The sequence below is a fragment of the Streptococcus sp. SV2 genome (assembly GCF_030440175.1).
Classification (GTDB): Bacteria; Bacillota; Bacilli; order Lactobacillales; family Streptococcaceae; genus Streptococcus; species Streptococcus raffinosi.
The window spans coordinates 23,689-42,981 of record NZ_JAQFJQ010000003.1; the positions used below are offsets into that span (position 1 = coordinate 23,689).

A 19,293-nucleotide genomic window follows, 5' to 3' on the forward strand; every position below is an offset into this window, starting at 1 on the left:
TAGAAGCTCATATGCTCCATAAAGAAATATAAGAGGTAAATTATGGTAAAAGAATACGATTATATTGTCATCGGTGGTGGCTCTGGCGGGATTGCCAGTGCTAATCGTGCTGCTATGCACGGCGCTAAGGTTATTCTTTTTGAAGGAAAAGAGGTCGGCGGTACCTGCGTCAATGTGGGCTGTGTACCTAAAAAGGTCATGTGGTATGGTGCTCAGGTTGCTGAGACTCTTCACCGCTATGCGGGTGAATATGGCTTTGATGTGACGCTTAATAAGTTTGATTTTGCGACCCTTAAGGCCAATCGTCAGGCTTATATCGACCGTATCCATGGTTCTTATGAGCGTGGTTTTGATAGTAATGGCGTTGAACGTGTATACGAGTATGCAAAATTTGTTGACCCTCATACAGTTGAAGTAGCTGGGGAGCGTTATACAGCGCCACATATCCTTATTGCAACAGGTGGACATGCCCTTTATCCAAATATTCCAGGTAGTGAATATGGGATTACTTCAGATGGTTTCTTTGAGTTAGATGAGGTACCAAAACGTACAGCTGTTATCGGTGGTGGCTATATCGCCGTTGAGGTTGCTGGTGTTCTCAATGCTCTTGGCAGTGATACGCATCTCTTTGTGCGTAAGGATCGCCCATTACGTACCTTTGACAAGGATATTATCGATGTCTTAGTCGATGAGATGGCTAAATCAGGTCCGACCCTTCACACGCATGCTAATGCTACAGAAGTAGTGAAAAATGCTGACGATTCTTTGACCATTAGCTTTGACAATGGAGAAACAGTAACTGTTGATTGCCTCATTTGGGCTATTGGTCGTGCAGCCAATACCTCTGGCTTTGGTCTTGAAAAGACGGGCGTTGAGTTGACTGAACGAGGTAACATTTATTCAGACGCCTTTGAAAATACATCAGTTCCTGGTATCTACGCCCTTGGTGATGTGACTGGTAAACTAGATTTGACGCCAGTTGCAATCAAGGCGGGACGTCAATTGTCAGAGCGACTCTTCAACAATAAAGCTGATGCTAAGCTTGATTATACAGATGTTGCTACTGTGGTCTTTAGCCACCCAGTCATTGGTTCTGTTGGTTTGACTGAGGAAAAAGCAATCGCTAAATATGGTGCGGAGAATATCAAGGTCTATAAATCTAGTTTCACTCCAATGTATACAGCTCTTGCAAACAATCGTCAGCCGTCAACTATGAAATTAGTAACACTTGGTGAGAATGAAAAAATCATCGGTCTTCATGGCATTGGCTACGGTGTCGACGAGATGATTCAAGGCTTCTCTGTGGCTATTAAGATGGGAGCAACTAAGGCTGATTTTGATAATACGGTTGCCATTCATCCAACCGGATCAGAAGAATTTGTAACGATGAGATAAAAAGGTAAAGTCTGTCTACTTAAATGGATAGGCTTTTCTTTATGGCTGAATGGCCTCAATTGAAAGTGATCGCAAGGAAGTCCCTTGCGAATTTCCATAGCCTTTTTGGCTATGGAAACCATTCATCCAACCGGTTCAGAAGAATTTGTAACGATGAGATAAATAAGTGAGGTCTGAATACCAAGAGTTTCAGGCTTTTCTTTGTGCTCAAATAGCAGCCCACACTTTGTGTGTAGCAAATAACTTGTCTAAATAAAAAAAGGCATTAGGCCTTTTTTTCATTAATCAAATAATTTCTGACTTCTGAGATAAAGTAAAGGGACCCAGTAATGACAAATAAATCATCAGGACTCGCTGAATCAGCTTGGATTAGCCAGTCTTTATAGTCGGTCGCCTGTTTGAAGTGTTGAGGATAGTCATCCAAGGGCAGTGCTTCAAAAAAGTCAAAGCTAGTTACCGTTATATCATAAGCTTTCAGCTCCTCTAGTAAGTCTGCTAGAGGCTTCCGCCTAAGTCCTGCAAAGAGGATGTGGACCTTACGATTGGCGAAGTTATCTTTTAGTACCTGTTTTAAACTGGCAATACCTTGAGGATTATGGGCGCCATCTAGGTAAATGTTATTTCCAATCCACTCACTGCGACCAGGCCAATGCGTCTCTTCGATGCCTTCTTGGATACTCTTATCGGTAATCTTAGGAAATATTTGAGTCAATAGATGGGCAGCAGTGACGGCTAAACCAGCATTATTTTCTTGATGCTGTCCTAGCATGGAGAGCTTAAGTTTTGAACTCTGCCACTTACCATAAGAAACTTGAAGAGCTTGATTGGATGCATGAATGAGCTGGATTTCCCTATCAATAACAGCCAAAGGAGCCTTACATTCATGTGATTTTTGTCTAAAGAGCTGTTCAACTTCTTCAGGAACACGACCTAGTAAGGTAGGGGTATTTTTTTGCATGACACCAGCTTTATGCTCAGCAATTTCCTTAAGACTATTACCTAAAGTTTCAGTGTGGTCAAAGCCAATCGAAGTACAGATGACAAGCTCTGGTGAAAGCACATTGGTCGAATCAAGACGGCCACCAATTCCGGCTTCGATGATAGCAATATCAACCTGTTTCAAATCAAAGTAGAGAAACATGAGTAGGGTGACCAACTCAAATTCCGTTGGTCGGTCAAAATAAGTGTTATGTTCTAAATCATTGAGAAAAACTTGAGCTTTCTCAACAATAGCAATCAGGTCCTTATCAGGGATCTCTGTGCCATTAATACTAATACGCTCGTTAAATCGAGTAATGTAAGGAGAAGTAAAGGTTCCGACTTGATAGCCTGCCTTACTTAGGATATGTTGTAAGTAACTGGTTGTTGATCCCTTACCGTTGGTTCCGACGATATGGACTGTTGGATAGTGCATTTGAGGATTTCCAGCTTGCTCCAAAAGCCAGCGCATACGCTCAAGCTTGGGACGACGACCATTACCTTTAAAAGAGTGAATGAAATTTATGGTTTCTGTATAGTTCATAGGATTATAGAAAAAGGCAGGAAACTCCTAGCCTTTCAAATGTTTTAGTTGGAAGCAGCGCCACCAGTTGTTGCACCACCAGTTGTTGCACCACCAGTTGTCGCATTGCCAGTAGTTGTGTCTGCAGTGGCTGCTGATGAAGAAGTAGTTGTATTTCCACCAGTTGTTGTATCTGCTGATGAAGAATAAGTGTTATTACCAGCTTGGCTGCTTGTTTCTGTTTCTGAGTCAGTCGCATTACCATAGCTAGATGAGGCAGCGCTTGAATCTTGGGTCTTATTGTTACCTTCTTTGATGACTACAGTTGATTGATTTGCTGAAGAATCAGATGTATCTTTATCTTTATTAGAAGATGTGAAATTCATAATAGTGATAGACGCTACGATGATTGACAAAATGGTCCCGACAGCAGTAAGGACTTTTTGGAAGGCAGTGAAGCCTTTAGAAACGTGTTCAGTCACTTTAGGGGAAGATTTGCTTTCTTCATTGGACGTATGGTTACGGCGTGAGTAATTTTCAGACATGATGCTCTCCTTAAAAATTATTTCGTACTCTCTATTATATGATTTTCTCGCAAAAAATGCTAAAAAAATTATGCTATAATAGGGAGTAACTATTAATCGAGGAAAAAACATGATTTATTTTGATAATTCAGCTACAACCATGCCCTATCCAGAGGCTCTTAGAACCTACCAAGAAGCGGCAACGAAAATTTTTGGGAATCCTTCTAGCTTGCACCAATTAGGAACATCTGCGACACGTATTTTGGAGGCTTCTCGTAAGCAAGTTGCGGACCTCATTGGAAAATCAGCCGATGAGATTTTCTTTACGTCTGGTGGAACCGAAGGAGACAACTGGGTCATTAAGGGCGTGGCTTTTGAAAAAGAGCCTTATGGTAAACACATCATCGTTTCTGACATTGAGCATCCTGCGGTTAAAGAGTCTGCCAAATGGCTTTCTGAGCATGGTTTTCAAGTGTCCTATGCGCCAGTTAATGCTCAAGGGTTCGTGGATGTGGAAGCTCTTGCTCAACTGTTGCGACCTGATACCATCTTGGTTTCAGTGATGGCCGTTAATAATGAAATCGGATCTATCCAACCCATTCAAGCGATTTCAGATCTTCTAGCTAATGAGCCGACGATTTCTTTCCATGTGGATGCTGTTCAGGCTATTGGTAAAGTTCCTGTATCGTCTTATTTAACTGACCGTGTAGACTTTGCGACCTTTTCTGGTCATAAGTTCCATGCCGTTCGTGGTGTCGGTTTTGTCTACAAAAAAGCTGGCAAAAAGATTACGCCTCTCTTAACAGGTGGAGGTCAAGAAAAAGACCTTCGTTCAACGACTGAAAATGTTGCTGGGATTGCAAGTATGGCTAAGGCCTTGCGCTTAGTCACTGATAAAGAGGCCTTATCTCTGACTAAAATTGCCAAGATGAAAAAGGTTATCTTTGACGAATTGTCGAAGTATGAGGACATTACTCTCTTCTCAGGTGAAGGTGATAACTTTGCTCCCAATATTTTGACCTTTGGCATCAAGGGTGTTCGTGGTGAAGTTGTTGTCCATGCTTTTGAGGAACATCAAATCTATATTTCAACGACATCAGCCTGCTCCTCAAAAGCCGGTAAGCCAGCAGGAACCCTTATTTCTATGGGTGTGCCAAGTAAGTTGGCCCAAACTGCCGTTCGTATCAGTCTCGATGATGACAATGATATGGGACAGGTTGAACAATTTCTCACGATTTTCAAGCAGGTCTACGCTAAGACACAAAAAGTGAGATAAAACGATTAAATAAAATTAAATTCAAGTTCAAAAGGAAAAGGAATGACACTAACGTATTCAGAAATTATGGTGCGCTACGGGGAATTGTCAACCAAGGGCAAAAACCGCATGCGTTTCATCAATAAACTTAAAAATAATATCAAGGATGTCCTATCCATCTATCCAGAGGTGAAAGTGACTTTTGACCGTGACCGTGGACACATCTATCTAAATGGCACAGACTACGAACCAGTCGCAGAGTCTTTGAAACAGATTTTCGGGATTCAGGCCTTTAGTCCTGTTTACAAATGTGAAAAAAATGTCGAAGTATTGAAAAAAGCTGTTCAAGACATTATGACTGGGCTTTATCATGATGGACTTACCTTTAAGGTGACGGCTAAACGTAGTGACCACGACTTTGTTCTCGACAGTCGTGAGCTCAACCTTACTTTAGGAAATGCTGTATTTGATGTATTGCCTGATATTAAAGCACAAATGAAGGGTCCAGATGTTAATCTTAAGGTAGAGATTCGTGCGGAGGCTGCCTATATTTCTCATGAGGAAATTAAGGGTGCTGGTGGATTACCTGTAGGGACAGCTGGGAAAGGCATGCTCATGCTTTCAGGTGGGATTGATTCGCCTGTTGCAGGTTATCTAGCCCTTAAGCGTGGCGTGGATATTGAGGCTGTCCATTTTGCAAGTCCTCCATACACCAGTCCTGGTGCACTGAAAAAGGCTCAAGATTTGACCCGTAAGTTGACTAAGTTTGGTGGCAATATCCAGTTCATTGAAGTACCCTTTACTGAAATTCAAGAGGAAATCAAGGAAAAAGCACCAGAGGCTTATTTGATGACTCTGACTCGTCGTTTTATGATGCGTATTACTGACCGCATTCGTGAGGAACGACGTGGTCTTGTCATTATCAATGGAGAAAGTCTTGGTCAGGTTGCCAGTCAGACTATGGAGTCTATGCAGGCCATTAATGCTGTCACCTGTACGCCAGTGATTCGCCCAGTTGTGACTATGGATAAGTTGGAAATCATTGATTTGGCACAAAAAATTGATACCTTCGACATTTCTATTCAACCTTTCGAAGATTGCTGTACCATCTTTGCACCGGACCGTCCAAAGACCAATCCCAAAATTAAAAACGTTGAACAATATGAGCGTCGTATGGATGTTGACGCCTTGGTTGAACGGGCGGTTGCAGGAATTATGGTGACTGAAATCACACCTATCGAAGAGGCACAAGACGAAGTAGACACACTTATTGATGACTTGCTCTAGTCCCAAAGTATATAGTGACTGCTTAGATTTTATTAGCATCAGCTGTATCAAATAAAGAAATAATATCGATGTTGCATTTTACCTAGAAAGGAAAATACATGACTGTTTATAACATCAATTTAGGAATTGGTTGGGCGTCAAGTGGTGTCGAATATGCTCAGGCCTACCGTTCTACCATTTTTAAAAACACTGGTATCAAGGCTAAGTTTGTCTTTATGGATATGTTCTTGCAGGACAACCTGTCTGATTTGACCCGTAATATGGGTTTTGCGGACGAAGATGTCATCTGGCTCTATAGCTATTTTACAGACCTTAAGATTGCCCCAACGACCTATACCGTCAAGGATTTGGAAAATGAAATTCCTTATGATATTACACGTCGTGAAATTAATGGTAAGGTAGTGAAGCTCTTTTGTGCTAAAGAGGACATTTTTTATGCAGCATACTTGCGTAAAGAGGGTGAAGAGATTGTTCACCGTGTGGAAAAGGTTTCTCGTGGTTGCTTGATTCGTAAAGATTTTTACTCTTATACCAAGATGTTCACAGAGTATTACACACCAGTGGACAACAAGGCTCATCTTTACCAACGTCGTTTCTTCAATGAAGATGGTAGTGTTGCCTATGACGAAATCGTTGATGGAAAGGATAGTATCTTCCGTTTTTCAGATAAGATTTTGTCTTCTAAGCACGAGTTTATCGCTTACTTTATGTCTCAACTTGGCCTCACGGACAAAGATATTGTCATCTTGGACCGTGCAACTGGTACAGGGCAAGCCGTTTTCCGTAATGCTAAACCTGCCAAACTTGGGGTAGTGGTCCATGCAGAACACTTTAGTGAGAATGCGGTAACAGACAAGACCATTCTTTGGAATAATTATTACGAGTATCAATTTAGTAATGCGGACAAGGTCGATTTCTTTATCACGGCGACAAATCGTCAGCGTGATATCATGCTAGATCAGTTCAACAAGTACACACCATTTAGGCCTCATATCGTAACCATCCCTGTGGGAAGTGTGGATAAACTGAGAAAACCTGATGGCAATCGTAAACCATTCTCTATCATTACCGCTTCACGTTTGGCCAATGAAAAACATGTGGACTGGTTGGCTAAGGCTGTCGTTAAGGCCAAGGAGAGCTTGCCACAAGTTAATTTTGATATCTTTGGTACAGGGGCTGAGGAGGCTAAACTTAAGGCTATTATTGAGGAAAATCAAGCTCAGGATTACATCCATCTCAAAGGTCATCAGGAGTTGACAGAAGTCTACAAGGACTACGAGCTTTACCTGTCAGGTTCTAAGAGTGAAGGCTTTGGCTTGACTCTTTTAGAAGCTGTTGGTTCAGGTCTTGGTATGATTGGATTTGACGTGCGCTATGGGAACCAAACCTTTATTAAAGATAATGAAAATGGTTACCTCATTCCTCGTTTCGAAAAAGATGATGAACCTGCCATTGTAGCGGCTTTGGCAGAGAAAATTGTAGCCTTCTTTAACCGCACAGATTTGGACCATGTTCATCAAGTCTCTTATGATATCGCTAAAGGCTTTTTGACAGAGGAAATTGAGCAGAAGTGGCTTAACTTAGTAAAGGAGATGACTAGTCATGATTAATTTATTTGAAAGTTATAGTCAGGGTAGTTGGGATCTCCATTACTCCTTAATCGTTGCTGGCTATGCCAATACAACGGTTTGCCTTTCGGATGATGGCTTTCTACCTAGTGATGTAACCTCGCCCTACCTTTATTTCACTGGTTTTGATAAGGTTCAGGGATCTGCTCTTTACTTTAATCAAGTGCCCGTGCCAGATTACTGGGAAATTTTAGGGACTAATAGTAATGCAGAAATTTTCCGTTTTGATAAAAAACGTGGACATATTCATTATGCGCATCCTGAACATCAACGTTTGGTAAATGCTGTGGACTGGTATGATGAGTCAGGCCGCTTGCGCGTGACTGACCGCTATAATAACAAGGGCTATCGTTTTTCTCAGACAACGTACAACGTTAAACAAGAAGCGACTATCACTAGTTATTTCACGCCAGACAACAAGGAAGTTATCGTTGTTAACCATTTGACCAAGGATGTTATCTTGAATTGGAAGGAAAAAGTCTACATTTTCAAAAATAAGTCGGAATTTGTAGTCTTCTATCTCCAAGAGGCGGGTTATGATTTAAGTCGTATCCTTTATAACTCACTGTCAACGCCTTTCTTGACAACGATGAACCTTCCAAATTCTGGCCAAGATGTGCTTTTCTGGCAAGAGCCAATTACAGACACAGTTCCTGGCAATATGCGTTTGCTCCTTGATAGCAATCACCGTCAAACCAAGATTGTTGTTCAGGATTACACAGCCTACACGAATTTGCTAAAATTGATTAGTCCCCAGCAGGCTTCTCATGTAGCTTTCCTTGGCTTCATGTATCCATTTGCACGTCAAAATCATTTCCAAAACCATGCACTTATCTTGACCAATTCCGATCAGGTTGAACATCTGGAAAGTATTGTTAGTGAAGTACCTACCATGCACTATCATGTCGGGGCTATTACAGAGATGTCAAGTCGCTTGATGGATTTGGCTAAATATAGCAATGTTAGTCTTTATCCTAACATTACAACAGAACAGGTTAAACGCCTTTATCAAGAAGCTGATTTCTACTTGGATATTAACCATCAAAATGAAATCTTGTCAGCGACCCGTGCTGCTTTCGAAAATAATATGCTTATCCTTGCCTTTACGAACACTAGTCATGGTTCAGAGTATACAGCGCCAAGCAATATCTTTTCACCGATGGATGCCGGTCACTTCAAGCAAACCCTTCATGAAGCCTTGGGCAACCATGAGTTCTTTAGACATCTTCTTGACCGTCAACGTGAGCATGCTCGTGTGGCGACACCAGAAGATTATCAAAAGGTCATTGGTTAGGGTCATGGCAGTTCAGGTTCGTAAGGTTTACCCTTTTACACCAACGTTTAGACAGGTCGCTTCGCTTTATGAAGCGGCTTTTCCTGCTTGTGAGCGTCTTCCCCTCTGGCAATTGTCTTGGAATGGCTTGAAAAAAGGACAGGAATTTCTGGCTTATTATGATAAGCAAACTTTTATTGGCTTAACCTATACCATCTATACTGACAGCCTAGTATACTTACTCTTTCTTGCGGTTGAAGAAAGTAAACAGTCTCAGGGATACGGTAGTCAGATTTTGGCACAAGTTAAGAAAGAAGCAGGCGTTTGCCCATGTGTTCTCACGATTGAGCCCATGGATGATCCTAATGTTTCTAATCGAGCTCAACGTCTAAAACGTCTAGCATTTTACGAAAAAAATGGCTATCAAGCTTTGAATCATTTCTATTTTGAAGGGACTGAGCGTTATCAGATTTTAACAACCGATAAGACGCTTTCCCTAGCAGCTTTGGAGAACGCTTTGGCTAAGACCTTTTTAGGAAAGCATGGTGTCAGAGTGGATTAGAAGCTTGATTTTGTAGTTAAATCTAAGTTGACAAAATAAGAAAAACTAAAAACTTTTTCTCTTGCTATTAGAGTAAAAAAATGATAGAATTGAAACGTTGACTAAATGCACGTCCTGTGCAACCGCACGACTACTGTTTGCAAGTGGGTTCGTCCCCGCAGTACTAGGCGAGTCTTCACAGAGGGAAACCTCAGACACATTAAAAATTTTAATAGGAGGTGCATCATGAGCACATACGCAATCATCAAAACTGGTGGAAAACAAGTTAAAGTTGAAGTAGGTCAAGCGATTTACGTTGAAAAAATCAACGCTGAAGCTGGATCAGAAGTAACTTTTAACGAAGTTGTTCTTGTCGGTGGTGATAAAACTGTAGTAGGTACTCCAGTTGTTGAAGGAGCTACTGTTGTCGGAACTATCGAAAAACAAGGTAAACAAAAGAAAGTTGTTACTTTCAAATACAAACCTAAAAAAGGTAGCCACCGTAAACAAGGTCACCGTCAACCTTATACAAAAGTTGTTATCAACGCTATCAACGCGTAAGCTAACGACTAATCACTAAGAAAGGACACAATCTTATGTTGAAAACTCTTGAAAACTTGCAACTTTTCGCCCACAAAAAAGGTGGGGGTTCTACTTCCAATGGTCGTGATTCAGAAGCTAAACGTCTTGGTGCCAAAGCTGCTGATGGTCAAACTGTAACAGGTGGATCAATCCTTTACCGTCAACGCGGTACACACATCTATCCAGGTGTAAACGTAGGCCGTGGTGGTGACGATACACTCTTCGCTAAAGTTGAAGGTGTTGTACGTTTCGAACGTAAAGGTCGCGACAAAAAACAAGTATCTGTATACCCAGTTGCTAAATAATTCAGCTAAAGTCTGCACTTTTGTGTAGGCTTTTCTTATTTATGAAAGGAAGATGACTATGCCTTTGAATCAGTACCAACAAGAAGTCGGACCAAGCTTAGCGGATGCCAGACCTGGGAAGATGCCGGACATCACTCTCTTGGACGGTCGCTATTGTAGCGTTGAACATTTGACAGTAGCAGAACACTACGAGGATATTCTTGACTTTTACTTTACCAATCGGATTCTTTCTGACTGGACCTATATGTATGCGGATCCTTTTGAATCTGAAGAAGCAGTACGCCAGTGTTTGGAAGACTATGAGCAGTCTTCTAATCCTTATTTCTTTGCCATTAGGGATAAGGCCTCAGGAAAGGTTCTGGGCACTTTCTCACTCATGGCTATTACGCCTAAAAATCGGAGTGTAGAGATGGGACGGGTCATTTTGGCTCCAGCCTTACAAAAAACGCGAGCAGCTACCGAAGCCCAATATTTAGTGATGACCTATGTTTTTGACGTGCTAAACTACCGTCGCTATGAATGGAAATGTGACAGTCTCAACCGTCCTTCCGCCAATGCAGCACAGCGACTAGGTTTCACCTTCGAAGGGCGTTTCCGTAACCATGCTATCTATAAGGGACGTAGCCGTGATACGGACTGGTTCTCTATTATTGACAGTGAGTGGCCTGCACTAAAAGAGCGTTTTGAGAACTGGTTAGCTCCTGATAATTTTGACGAAAATGGACAACAGAAACGTTCATTAAAGGAATGTTAGTGCTTGTTTAAAGGGTTCTCTTATTGTTGAGAGGGCCCTCTTTTAGTTCTTTACTCGTTCATTCAAGTTTTGCCCTACTCTCGTCTTTATTTTCATTTGTCAGTCACTCCCGAATTATAGTGTTAAAAACTCATTAAAATACTCATTTTTCTGTCAATAATATTTCCATCAAAAACCATATTTATGCTATAATAAAGAGTAATTGTATCAAGGAGAATAATGACTAATGGATTTAATTCGCGAAAAAGTATTCGTTAACCGTTACCACTATGATGTTCGTAACCATGAGTGGGAAAAAGAAAATGGTGTTCCTAAAACTAATGTTGAGGTAACTTTCCAGTTGCATAATAAAGATGAAGAAGCTAACAACACGTCGGTTGTTGCTGTTTTGCAATTTATGATTGTCCGTGATGAGTTTGTTATCTCAGGGATTGTCTCTCAAATGGATCATATTCAAAACCGTATCGTCAATGAACCTAAAGACTTTTCACAAGAAGAAGCTGAGGCTTTGGCAGCCCCTTTGTTGGATACGCTTCAACGTTTGACTTATGAAGTCACTGAGATTGCCTTGGATCGCCCAGGTATCAACTTGGAGTTCTAAGATGTCTCTTGCAGTTATTACGGATTCGTCGGTTAATCTCCCTGCTGATATTCAGGGACATGCTGATGTATATATTTTAGATATTCCGGTCATCATTGAGGGTCAGCCTTTTGTTGAAGGAAAAAACTTGGACTTGAAACAGTTTTATGAGCAAATGGCGAACTCAGAAGAACTGCTCAAGACGTCGCAACCTAATCTGGCTGATTTGGATAACCTACTGATGGAGTTAGAGGATAAAGGTTACACCCATGTCATTGGGCTTTTCCTTTCTTCAGGCATTTCTGGTTTTTGGGCCAACAGTCAATTTTTGATTGAAGATCATGTCAAGTTGAAAATTGCTTTTCCTGATACTAAAATAACGGCAACTCCTATGGGTGCCATGGTGAGAAACGTTTTGCATTGGTCAGCTCAAGAGATGTCTTTTGACAATATCTTGAAGAAACTAGATGAGCAAATTGCACAAACAACAGCTTATATTCTCGTGGATGACCTTAACCATTTGGTTAAGGGAGGACGTTTGTCGAATGGTTCGGCGATTTTAGGAAATCTTTTGTCTATCAAACCTATTTTGAATTTTAATGATGAAGGAAAAATCGTTGTTTTTGAAAAGGTGCGTACAGAGAAGAAAGCTGTGAAGCGTTTGGTTGCCCTAGCTGAGGACAATCAAAACATGGAGCTCAGCATTTTGCATACCAATGTTCCTGAAAAGGCAGAGGATTTTAAAGAACAGCTTGAAGCCCAAGGTGTTGAGGTTTCAACAGTGGTGTCTCTCTGTGCCGTGATTGCTACCCACTTGGGAGAGGGAGCGTTGGTTCTAGGCTTGACACCTAAGTTCACCAAATAAAGAACAATCCATTTTGAATGGGGATTGTCTACGACTATGATCAATAGAGAGGAAAAATGATATGTCTATTAAAGTTATTGTTGCTGGATTTAAAGGAAGAATGGGTTCAACTGCGGTTGATATGGTCAAGGGAGATGATGAATTGACCTTGGCTGCCTTGCTTGACCCATTTGCGACAGAAAAAGAAGTGGACGGTGTTCCTGTCTTCACAGATAAGGCGGATTTGGTTGGCTTTGACGCAGATGTCTGGGTGGATTTCACCATGCCAGCTGTTGCCTATGAAAATACCCATTTTGCTTTGGAAAATGGTTTTGCACCAGTTGTGGGTACGACAGGATTTACAGAAGCACAGATTCAGGACTTGACAGCCCTTTCTAAAGACAAGTCAATTGGTGGCTTGATTGCTCCAAACTTTGCTATTGGTGCCATCCTTCTGATGAAGTTTGCGGCAGAAGCCAGCAAATACTTCCCAGACCTTGAAATCATTGAGCTTCACCACGATAAGAAGAAGGATGCCCCTTCAGGTACAGCAGTGAAAACGGCTGAACTTATTCGTGAAGTTCGTGAACCTAAACGTCAAGGAGCTGAAGATGAGGTGGAAACACTTGCCGGGGCACGTGGTGCGGAGTTTGATGGCTTCCGTATTCACAGTGTGCGTTTGCCAGGTCTAGTGGCTCACCAAGAGGTCATCTTTGGTGCCCAAGGAGAAGGCTTGACCTTGCGTCACGACTCTTACGACCGTATTTCCTTTATGGGTGGTGTTAATCTTGGGATTAAAGAAGTGGTTAAACGTGACCAGCTTGTTTATGGTTTGGAACATTTACTATGAGATTAAGTTATTTGCCTTCTGAGTTTCAGGAGGCTTTACCAATATTAGAGAAAATTAAGGCGGCTGGATTTGAGGCTTACTTTGTTGGAGGATCTGTTCGTGATGCTCTTCTCAATCGTCCCATCCATGACGTGGACATTGCATCGTCTTCTTACCCTGAGGAAACCAAACAGATTTTCGAGCGTACGGTAGATATCGGCATAGAGCATGGGACGGTCTTGGTTTTGGAAAATGGCGGTGAATATGAGGTGACGACCTTCCGCACAGAGGATGTCTATGTAGATTACCGTCGTCCGTCCAGTGTGTCCTTTGTGCGTTCGTTGGAAGAGGATCTTAAGCGTCGTGATTTTACAGTCAATGCTTTTGCTCTTAATGAAAATGCTGAGGTTATCGACAAGTTCAATGGTCTTGCTGACTTGGACAACCGTGTTTTGAGGGCTGTTGGTAAGGCTGAGGAACGCTTTAACGAGGATGCCCTTCGCATCATGCGTGGGTTACGTTTTGCAGCAAGTTTAGACTTTGATATCGAAGTAAAGACTTTTGAGGCGATGACCAGCCATGCTCCGCTTTTGGAAAAGATTTCGATTGAGCGAAGTTTCATCGAGTTTGATAAGCTACTTTTGGCCCCACATTGGAAGAAAGGAATCAAGGCTCTTCTAGCGACCAAGGCCTATCAGTACCTTCCAGATTTTCAAGAGACAGCTGAGAAATGGCAGTCTTTTGTGGCAGATTATGCTGAGGGATTTAGATTTACAAGTTCTGAGCAGGCCTGGGCAGCAACGCTTTTGGCTCTCAAGCATGACAATCCACGCTCTTTCCTTAAAAAATGGAAGACCTCTGTGAATTTCCAGAAGACAGTACAATCTCTGGTTGAGATTTTCAAATTCCGTATGGAGAGAGATGTGACCAAGCAAGATGTTTATAAGTATGGTAAGGAGCTCCTAGAGGAAGCTGAAGGTTTGAGACAAGCTCAGGGCTTGACAGTCGATTATGAGCGTATTGCTGAGTTGGATGGTCAGTTGCTCATCCATGATAAGCACGAAATTGTTGTAAATGGCGGTATGCTGATGAAAGAGCTGGGTTTCAAACCTGGACCGGACCTTGGTCGTGCACTCAAAGCTATTGAAAATACTATTGTTGATGGAAATCTAGCTAATGACAAGGAAGCCATTATAGCCTTTGTTCAAGCTATGAAATGAGCCTTTAGACGTTATAAAAATGACACACCGCTACAGAGCATGCGTAAGATCCGTAGCGGTGTTATTTGTAAAAAGGAGGTAAGATGTCAGATTTTATTGTTGAAAAATTAACCAAGTCCGTTGGAGATAAGACGGTTTTTAAAGAGATTTCATTCATTATCCATGATTTGGATCGTATTGGGATTATTGGTGTCAATGGGACAGGTAAGACAACCTTGTTAGATGTTGTGTCTGAGCGTATTGGCTTTGATGGTGATGTGTCACCTTTCACCAAGGCCAATGGCTACAAGATAGCTTATTTGACTCAGGAGCCAGAATTTGATGATAGCAAGACAGTTCTTGATACGGTCTTGTCATCGAACCTTCGTGAGATGGCCTTGATTCGTGAGTATGAAACGCTTATGGCGGATTATTCTGAGGATAATCAGGCTCGATTGGAGAAGGTTATGGCTGAGATGGATAGTCTGGATGCTTGGTCTATTGAAAGTGAGGTTAAGACAGTCTTGTCTAAGCTGGGTCTTTCAGACCTCTCGCAAAAGGTTGGTGACCTCTCAGGGGGTCTTCGACGTCGTGTTCAGTTGGCTCAGGTTCTCTTGAATGATGCTGATCTTTTGCTTTTGGACGAGCCAACCAACCATTTGGATATTGATACCATTGCCTGGTTGACAAATTTTCTCAAGTCGTCTAAAAAAACCGTGCTTTTCATTACCCACGACCGTTATTTCTTAGATAATGTGGCAACACGCATCTTTGAGCTAGACCAGGCTAATCTGATTGAGTACCAAGGAAATTATCAAGATTACGTGCGACTCAAGGCTGAACAAGATGAGCGTGATGCTGCAGCTCTACACAAGAAAAAGCAACTCTATAAGCAGGAGTTGGCCTGGATGCGAACGCAACCACAAGCTCGTGCGACCAAACAACAAGCTCGTATCAATCGTTTTAAGGATCTAAAGGGTGAGGTTCACCAAACGGTCAATAATGACGATCTTGAAATTAACTTTGAGACTAGCCGTATTGGTAAGAAGGTGGTTAACTTCGAGCATGTCGATTTTGCTTATGAAGCTGGCAAGCAAATTCTCAGTGATTTCAACCTTATCATGCAAAATCGTGATCGTATCGGTATTGTTGGTGATAACGGTGTCGGGAAATCGACCTTGCTCAATCTCATTAATGGTGATCTTGTGCCTACAGCTGGTGTCCTAGATATTGGTGAGACGGTACGTATTGGTTATTTCTCACAGCAAATTAAGGACATGGATGAGAGCAAGCGTGTCATTAACTACTTGCAAGAAGTGGCGGATGAAGTCAAGACAACAGTTGGAACAACCAGTATCACCGAGCTCTTGGAGCAATTCCTTTTTCCTCGTTCTACCCATGGAACACAGATTGCTAAGCTCTCTGGTGGGGAAAAGAAACGTCTTTATCTACTTAAGATTTTGATTGAAAAGCCCAATGTTCTGCTCTTGGATGAGCCGACAAACGACCTGGACATTGCAACTTTGACGGTTTTGGAAAACTTCCTTAATGGTTTTGGTGGCCCTGTCGTTACCGTAAGTCACGACCGCTATTTCTTGGACAAGGTAGCAAACAAGATTCTAGCCTTTGAAGATGGCGGCGTGCGTGAGTTCTTTGGCAATTATACGGACTACCTTGATGAAAAAGCCTTCTTACAAGAGCAATCGGCCCTTCTTGAAAAGGAAAAAGCACAAGCTAGCGTTAAGGTTGAAAAAGTCAAAGAAGACAAAAAACGCATGAGTTACTTTGAAAAACAAGAGTGGGCGACTATTGAAGATGAAATTGCCGAGCTTGAAGCTAAAATCGAAGAGATTGAAGCAGCCATGCTCGAAAATGCAAGCGATTATGGACAGCTAGCCAGCCTTCAACGTGACTTGGATGCCACTAATGAAAGCTTGCTTGAAAAATATGAACGCTATGAGTATTTGAGTGAGCTAGAAGGCTAAGTTCTTTAGTAATCAAAGTATGACAAAAGCCCTGCAGATGCAAGGCTTTTTTATGTTTATCTAGTGAATGGTTCTATCCTACCACAAGCGGAATGAAAAGGAGAGAACAGAGACACCTGCAAAAATAATCAATGAAGCTACCAAGCGCCCAATCAGAAAGGCTGAGAAAAATGGTGCGCTAAAGAGCAGTAGTCCAAAGACGAGGCAAATCAAGGCAATTGACAGGGTAGGTTGACCTGAAAAGCCAAACTGACGTTGGCGATAGGCGTGAAAACCCTGAGTAAAGGCTGAGACCAGCAACCACCAAGCGATGATAGTTACGGCAACACCTGAGAGTACCCATGCTGATGTTGAAAGTAAAATAATACCAAAAATGATTGAAATAATACTTTGAAGAAGTTGAATAAAGGAACGCTTCTCATTATCTCGTTTGAAATAGACCATGAGGCTTGATACACCTGATACTAACATCACTAGAGCAAAAAGCCAACCGACGATGGCCAGAAGATTAGTAGGATTAGCGAAGAAAAAGACACCCAAGAGGGTTATGAGGATTCCGCTAATCAATGTAAAACTTTTCATACGATACCTCTTTTTAATTTTTCTTAATACTACTATGTGAGAGTCGAATTGTCAAACAAAGACCTTCTTTAAGGAGTCTAGATTTTATAGGAATAAGTGGCAGCTTTTTTGGTTCTCGTTGCCATCTGGCGGCCTGTTTTTTGAAAAATATGTTTAAAGCGACGCAAGAAATTTGTGGAATCCATTTTGAGATAATCCTCGTTAAAAGTCCCAAAAAGCTGACGGTAGGTGGTTAAGGTGTTTTCATCAGGCATGATGCTGAGTATGGTTGGATGATATTCTAATCGTCCCTTAATGCGTTTCATGGCAGTCAACAGAATATCCCAATGGTCGAAAGCAAGGTCATCTTGAGTCAGTTGCTTGTCACCGTCAATCAGTTGTAACTGGCCATTTATCATCGCAATGTCTAGCCAATGGGTAGATGCGGCATCATCTGCAGCCTTTTCTACTTGGTAGTCATCATAAGACATAAAACAGAGGTAGGCTACTGAAATTGTCCACATTCGGGGGTCACGATAAGGTGTCCCAACGGTGATGAGTTGTTCAATATGTTCTGGATTGAGTTGAACCGATGTTTCTTCAAGAACTTCGCGACAAACAGCTATATTGAGATCTTCTTGTTCTTGGACGAAGCCCCCACTAAGCGCATATTTTCCCAAGAAGGGATGGTTTTTTCGCTTGATAAGTAAGGTTTGAACGCTTCCCTCATAATAGCGGAAGATGACTGAGTCTACAGTTACTGAGGGTCTGACATACTTATCCATTTCTTCTTGTTGGTAGATTTTCAAGAAGTCCTTTTCACTACCAGAATTTTCAAAGGTTTTCGACATGTTTTTTCCTCCTTGTCTTTGATGCTAAGTTGAGAGATGAACGCTTGAAGAGGTCATCTAAACCTCAATATGCAACCGTTCATTGATTGCCTTTTTGGCAAAATGGTAGTTGTCTGCAAAAAAACTATCACTGTCACTATTATCCCCTAAAATAACGATTTTGTCTTTAAATGGTGACAGTAGGTCTAAAAGATGTTTGGTAAACCAGTCACGTGTATGATGGTCAGCCATGGTCATATCGCGAAAACCATCATCAACATAGTTTGACTTTGGTAGAATGACAAAAATCAAATCCCATTTTTCACGAGCTTGAGTGACTTGATAGAGGCGGTCCAAGGTGTCAAATTCTTCCTGAGAAATACTCTCCTTCAAATAGTAGTCAATATAAACCTTTGTCACCGTTGAATTGGTATCTGCAAAGATAAGACCTGAGTGTTGTCCCTTATCAATGATGTCAGCGGTCTGTGCATATTGGTCGGTCAAGAGGTGAATATAGTCATTGGTATCCAATTCATCATCACGAACATTATACTTTTCTTGATACTCACGGGCATATTCCAGAGAACAGGGAGCATTGTATGTACGAGCCAAATCTTTCACGAGGGTAGTTTTTCCACCGCTAGCAGATCCGACAACCAGGACTTTTCGTGTAAAATGGCGACGGAAAGGCTTAGTGATAAATCGCCAATTTTCCATAGGGTTATCACGAATCTCGGTAGCAGAGATGTCTATAATGGAACGTTCGATGAGCTCTACCTGAGCTTGGGGATAGTGTTCATTGAGTTCAGCCACATACTCGGGCTCACCAACATAAAAGGTGATTTTTTCAGGGGTGTCGGTATTTTTCGCGATAAGCTCCTTAACATGCTTAACCCATGGAATCCAGCCCTCAGGGTAGGCAGGCATCCCTTCTTCATCTAATTTATCTACGACAACAAGTTCGTCATTATAAAATACTTCACGAACGTAACGAAAGCGTCGATTGAGTGATAGGCCTGCGCGTGTTCCACGATCTTCCTGACCATTACTGCCACTAACGATTACTAGAACGTTGTCGTTATAGCGTTTGGCTTTGGTGATGAGGTCAACATGCCCAATGTGCATTGGAGCGAAAGTTCCAAACACAATCCCAATACGCTTTCCTGATAGCTGTTTTCTTTTCATAAGAATAATCCTTTATTTGAAATATAGTAAAATTACTAAATTAATAGTAGCATAGCTCAAAGTCTTTGTAAATAGAAAATAGTAAAATTACTAAATTGCTTTTCACGTCCAATATGGCATGAAAATTTCAAAAAAGGCAAAATTTTTTCCAAGAAAAAGCTGAAAAAAGCTAATGCGCTTACATTGCTGAATTGATAAGGTTTTAGAAAAGACTTAAAATAGATAAAATTGAATT

19 protein-coding genes and 1 other annotated feature are annotated in these 19,293 nt (G+C 41.6%); of the genes, 14 read left to right on the forward strand and 5 right to left on the reverse strand.

Annotated elements, in window-relative coordinates:
- Positions 1-42 precede the first annotated feature (42 nt).
- On the forward strand, positions 43-1,395 hold the full coding sequence (gorA, locus tag PCY14_RS02350) for a glutathione-disulfide reductase (RefSeq protein WP_021145982.1): 1,353 nt from the start codon (positions 43-45) through the stop codon (positions 1,393-1,395).
- A gap of 265 nt (positions 1,396-1,660) precedes the next feature.
- Here gorA and PCY14_RS02355 read toward each other — a convergent pair whose 3' ends face one another.
- The gene (locus tag PCY14_RS02355; RefSeq protein WP_021145981.1) at positions 1,661-2,917 is read right to left on the reverse strand and encodes a folylpolyglutamate synthase/dihydrofolate synthase family protein; all 1,257 of its coding nucleotides are present in this window, start codon (positions 2,915-2,917) and stop codon (positions 1,661-1,663) included.
- A gap of 44 nt (positions 2,918-2,961) precedes the next feature.
- Entirely contained in the window at positions 2,962-3,441 is a 480-nt protein-coding gene (locus PCY14_RS02360) for a DUF6556 family protein (protein ID WP_060933614.1), read from the reverse strand.
- A gap of 109 nt (positions 3,442-3,550) precedes the next feature.
- Between PCY14_RS02360 and PCY14_RS02365 the strand changes: the two genes are divergently transcribed.
- The 13 genes from PCY14_RS02365 to PCY14_RS02425 all read left to right on the forward strand — a co-directional run bounded on the left by PCY14_RS02365 (position 3,551) and on the right by PCY14_RS02425 (position 16,482).
- The gene (locus PCY14_RS02365) at positions 3,551-4,696 is read left to right on the forward strand and encodes a cysteine desulfurase family protein (protein WP_021152283.1); all 1,146 of its coding nucleotides are present in this window, start codon (positions 3,551-3,553) and stop codon (positions 4,694-4,696) included.
- A 42-nt stretch (positions 4,697-4,738) separates the two neighbouring features.
- Positions 4,739-5,962 (forward strand): tRNA uracil 4-sulfurtransferase ThiI, encoded by a 1,224-nt coding sequence (gene thiI / locus PCY14_RS02370; protein WP_004183994.1) that lies wholly within the window; start codon positions 4,739-4,741, stop codon positions 5,960-5,962.
- Between the two features lie 98 nt (positions 5,963-6,060).
- Complete coding sequence (gene gtfA, locus PCY14_RS02375; protein ID WP_004183993.1) at positions 6,061-7,572, forward strand: accessory Sec system glycosyltransferase GtfA; 1,512 nt, start codon at positions 6,061-6,063, stop codon at positions 7,570-7,572.
- Complete coding sequence (gtfB, locus tag PCY14_RS02380; protein ID WP_004183992.1) at positions 7,565-8,884, forward strand: accessory Sec system glycosylation chaperone GtfB; 1,320 nt, start codon at positions 7,565-7,567, stop codon at positions 8,882-8,884. Before gtfA ends, gtfB begins: the two co-directional genes overlap by 8 nt.
- A 4-nt stretch (positions 8,885-8,888) precedes the next feature.
- On the forward strand, positions 8,889-9,425 hold the full coding sequence (locus PCY14_RS02385; protein ID WP_004183990.1) for a GNAT family N-acetyltransferase: 537 nt from the start codon (positions 8,889-8,891) through the stop codon (positions 9,423-9,425).
- Positions 9,426-9,535: 110 nt separating this feature from the next.
- Positions 9,536-9,610, forward strand: a sequence feature (ribosomal protein L21 leader region).
- 40 nt (positions 9,611-9,650) lie between these two features.
- Positions 9,651-9,965: a 50S ribosomal protein L21 gene (gene rplU / locus PCY14_RS02390; RefSeq protein ID WP_002885597.1), complete on the forward strand. Its 315-nt coding sequence runs from the start codon at positions 9,651-9,653 to the stop codon at positions 9,963-9,965.
- A 35-nt stretch (positions 9,966-10,000) separates the two neighbouring features.
- Positions 10,001-10,291: a 50S ribosomal protein L27 gene (rpmA, locus tag PCY14_RS02395; protein WP_004183988.1), complete on the forward strand. Its 291-nt coding sequence runs from the start codon at positions 10,001-10,003 to the stop codon at positions 10,289-10,291.
- A gap of 58 nt (positions 10,292-10,349) precedes the next feature.
- Positions 10,350-11,045: a GNAT family protein gene (locus tag PCY14_RS02400; RefSeq protein ID WP_286644103.1), complete on the forward strand. Its 696-nt coding sequence runs from the start codon at positions 10,350-10,352 to the stop codon at positions 11,043-11,045.
- Positions 11,046-11,271: 226 nt separating this feature from the next.
- The gene (locus PCY14_RS02405) at positions 11,272-11,646 is read left to right on the forward strand and encodes a DUF1149 family protein (protein WP_002885550.1); all 375 of its coding nucleotides are present in this window, start codon (positions 11,272-11,274) and stop codon (positions 11,644-11,646) included.
- A gap of 1 nt (position 11,647) precedes the next feature.
- Complete coding sequence (locus PCY14_RS02410; RefSeq protein ID WP_301363113.1) at positions 11,648-12,490, forward strand: DegV family protein; 843 nt, start codon at positions 11,648-11,650, stop codon at positions 12,488-12,490.
- A 61-nt stretch (positions 12,491-12,551) separates the two neighbouring features.
- Positions 12,552-13,319, forward strand: coding sequence for a 4-hydroxy-tetrahydrodipicolinate reductase (gene dapB / locus PCY14_RS02415; RefSeq protein ID WP_004183981.1), 768 nt, complete (start codon positions 12,552-12,554; stop codon positions 13,317-13,319).
- Positions 13,316-14,518 carry a CCA tRNA nucleotidyltransferase gene (locus PCY14_RS02420; RefSeq protein WP_021145967.1) on the forward strand — a complete coding sequence of 401 codons (1,203 nt, stop codon included), beginning with the start codon at positions 13,316-13,318 and terminating at the stop codon, positions 14,516-14,518. The genes dapB and PCY14_RS02420 overlap by 4 nt, the downstream gene beginning before the upstream one ends.
- Before the next feature lie 83 nt (positions 14,519-14,601).
- Entirely contained in the window at positions 14,602-16,482 is a 1,881-nt protein-coding gene (locus tag PCY14_RS02425) for an ABC-F family ATP-binding cassette domain-containing protein (RefSeq protein ID WP_021145966.1), read from the forward strand.
- Between the two features lie 78 nt (positions 16,483-16,560).
- Here PCY14_RS02425 and PCY14_RS02430 read toward each other — a convergent pair whose 3' ends face one another.
- The 3 genes from PCY14_RS02430 to PCY14_RS02440 form a co-directional block, all read right to left on the reverse strand.
- Positions 16,561-17,064 (reverse strand): HdeD family acid-resistance protein, encoded by a 504-nt coding sequence (locus PCY14_RS02430; protein WP_021145965.1) that lies wholly within the window; start codon positions 17,062-17,064, stop codon positions 16,561-16,563.
- A 77-nt stretch (positions 17,065-17,141) separates the two neighbouring features.
- The gene (locus PCY14_RS02435; protein WP_293916798.1) at positions 17,142-17,894 is read right to left on the reverse strand and encodes an NUDIX domain-containing protein; all 753 of its coding nucleotides are present in this window, start codon (positions 17,892-17,894) and stop codon (positions 17,142-17,144) included.
- A gap of 57 nt (positions 17,895-17,951) precedes the next feature.
- The gene (locus tag PCY14_RS02440; RefSeq protein ID WP_021145962.1) at positions 17,952-19,058 is read right to left on the reverse strand and encodes an AAA family ATPase; all 1,107 of its coding nucleotides are present in this window, start codon (positions 19,056-19,058) and stop codon (positions 17,952-17,954) included.
- Positions 19,059-19,293: the final 235 nt, after the last annotated feature.

What these genes read in the sequence shown, in the direction of transcription:
- gorA (WP_021145982.1), top strand. Translation starts at nt 43, where the DNA reads ATGGTAAAAGAATACGATTATATTGTCATCGGTGGTGGCTCTGGCGGG.
- PCY14_RS02355 (WP_021145981.1), bottom strand. Translation starts at nt 2,917, where the DNA reads ATGAACTATACAGAAACCATAAATTTCATTCACTCTTTTAAAGGTAAT.
- PCY14_RS02360 (WP_060933614.1), bottom strand. Translation starts at nt 3,441, where the DNA reads ATGTCTGAAAATTACTCACGCCGTAACCATACGTCCAATGAAGAAAGC.
- PCY14_RS02365 (WP_021152283.1), top strand. Translation starts at nt 3,551, where the DNA reads ATGATTTATTTTGATAATTCAGCTACAACCATGCCCTATCCAGAGGCT.
- thiI (WP_004183994.1), top strand. Translation starts at nt 4,739, where the DNA reads ATGACACTAACGTATTCAGAAATTATGGTGCGCTACGGGGAATTGTCA.
- gtfA (WP_004183993.1), top strand. Translation starts at nt 6,061, where the DNA reads ATGACTGTTTATAACATCAATTTAGGAATTGGTTGGGCGTCAAGTGGT.
- gtfB (WP_004183992.1), top strand. Translation starts at nt 7,565, where the DNA reads ATGATTAATTTATTTGAAAGTTATAGTCAGGGTAGTTGGGATCTCCAT.
- PCY14_RS02385 (WP_004183990.1), top strand. Translation starts at nt 8,889, where the DNA reads ATGGCAGTTCAGGTTCGTAAGGTTTACCCTTTTACACCAACGTTTAGA.
- rplU (WP_002885597.1), top strand. Translation starts at nt 9,651, where the DNA reads ATGAGCACATACGCAATCATCAAAACTGGTGGAAAACAAGTTAAAGTT.
- rpmA (WP_004183988.1), top strand. Translation starts at nt 10,001, where the DNA reads ATGTTGAAAACTCTTGAAAACTTGCAACTTTTCGCCCACAAAAAAGGT.
- PCY14_RS02400 (WP_286644103.1), top strand. Translation starts at nt 10,350, where the DNA reads ATGCCTTTGAATCAGTACCAACAAGAAGTCGGACCAAGCTTAGCGGAT.
- PCY14_RS02405 (WP_002885550.1), top strand. Translation starts at nt 11,272, where the DNA reads ATGGATTTAATTCGCGAAAAAGTATTCGTTAACCGTTACCACTATGAT.
- PCY14_RS02410 (WP_301363113.1), top strand. Translation starts at nt 11,648, where the DNA reads ATGTCTCTTGCAGTTATTACGGATTCGTCGGTTAATCTCCCTGCTGAT.
- dapB (WP_004183981.1), top strand. Translation starts at nt 12,552, where the DNA reads ATGTCTATTAAAGTTATTGTTGCTGGATTTAAAGGAAGAATGGGTTCA.
- PCY14_RS02420 (WP_021145967.1), top strand. Translation starts at nt 13,316, where the DNA reads ATGAGATTAAGTTATTTGCCTTCTGAGTTTCAGGAGGCTTTACCAATA.
- PCY14_RS02425 (WP_021145966.1), top strand. Translation starts at nt 14,602, where the DNA reads ATGTCAGATTTTATTGTTGAAAAATTAACCAAGTCCGTTGGAGATAAG.
- PCY14_RS02430 (WP_021145965.1), bottom strand. Translation starts at nt 17,064, where the DNA reads ATGAAAAGTTTTACATTGATTAGCGGAATCCTCATAACCCTCTTGGGT.
- PCY14_RS02435 (WP_293916798.1), bottom strand. Translation starts at nt 17,894, where the DNA reads ATGTCGAAAACCTTTGAAAATTCTGGTAGTGAAAAGGACTTCTTGAAA.
- PCY14_RS02440 (WP_021145962.1), bottom strand. Translation starts at nt 19,058, where the DNA reads ATGAAAAGAAAACAGCTATCAGGAAAGCGTATTGGGATTGTGTTTGGA.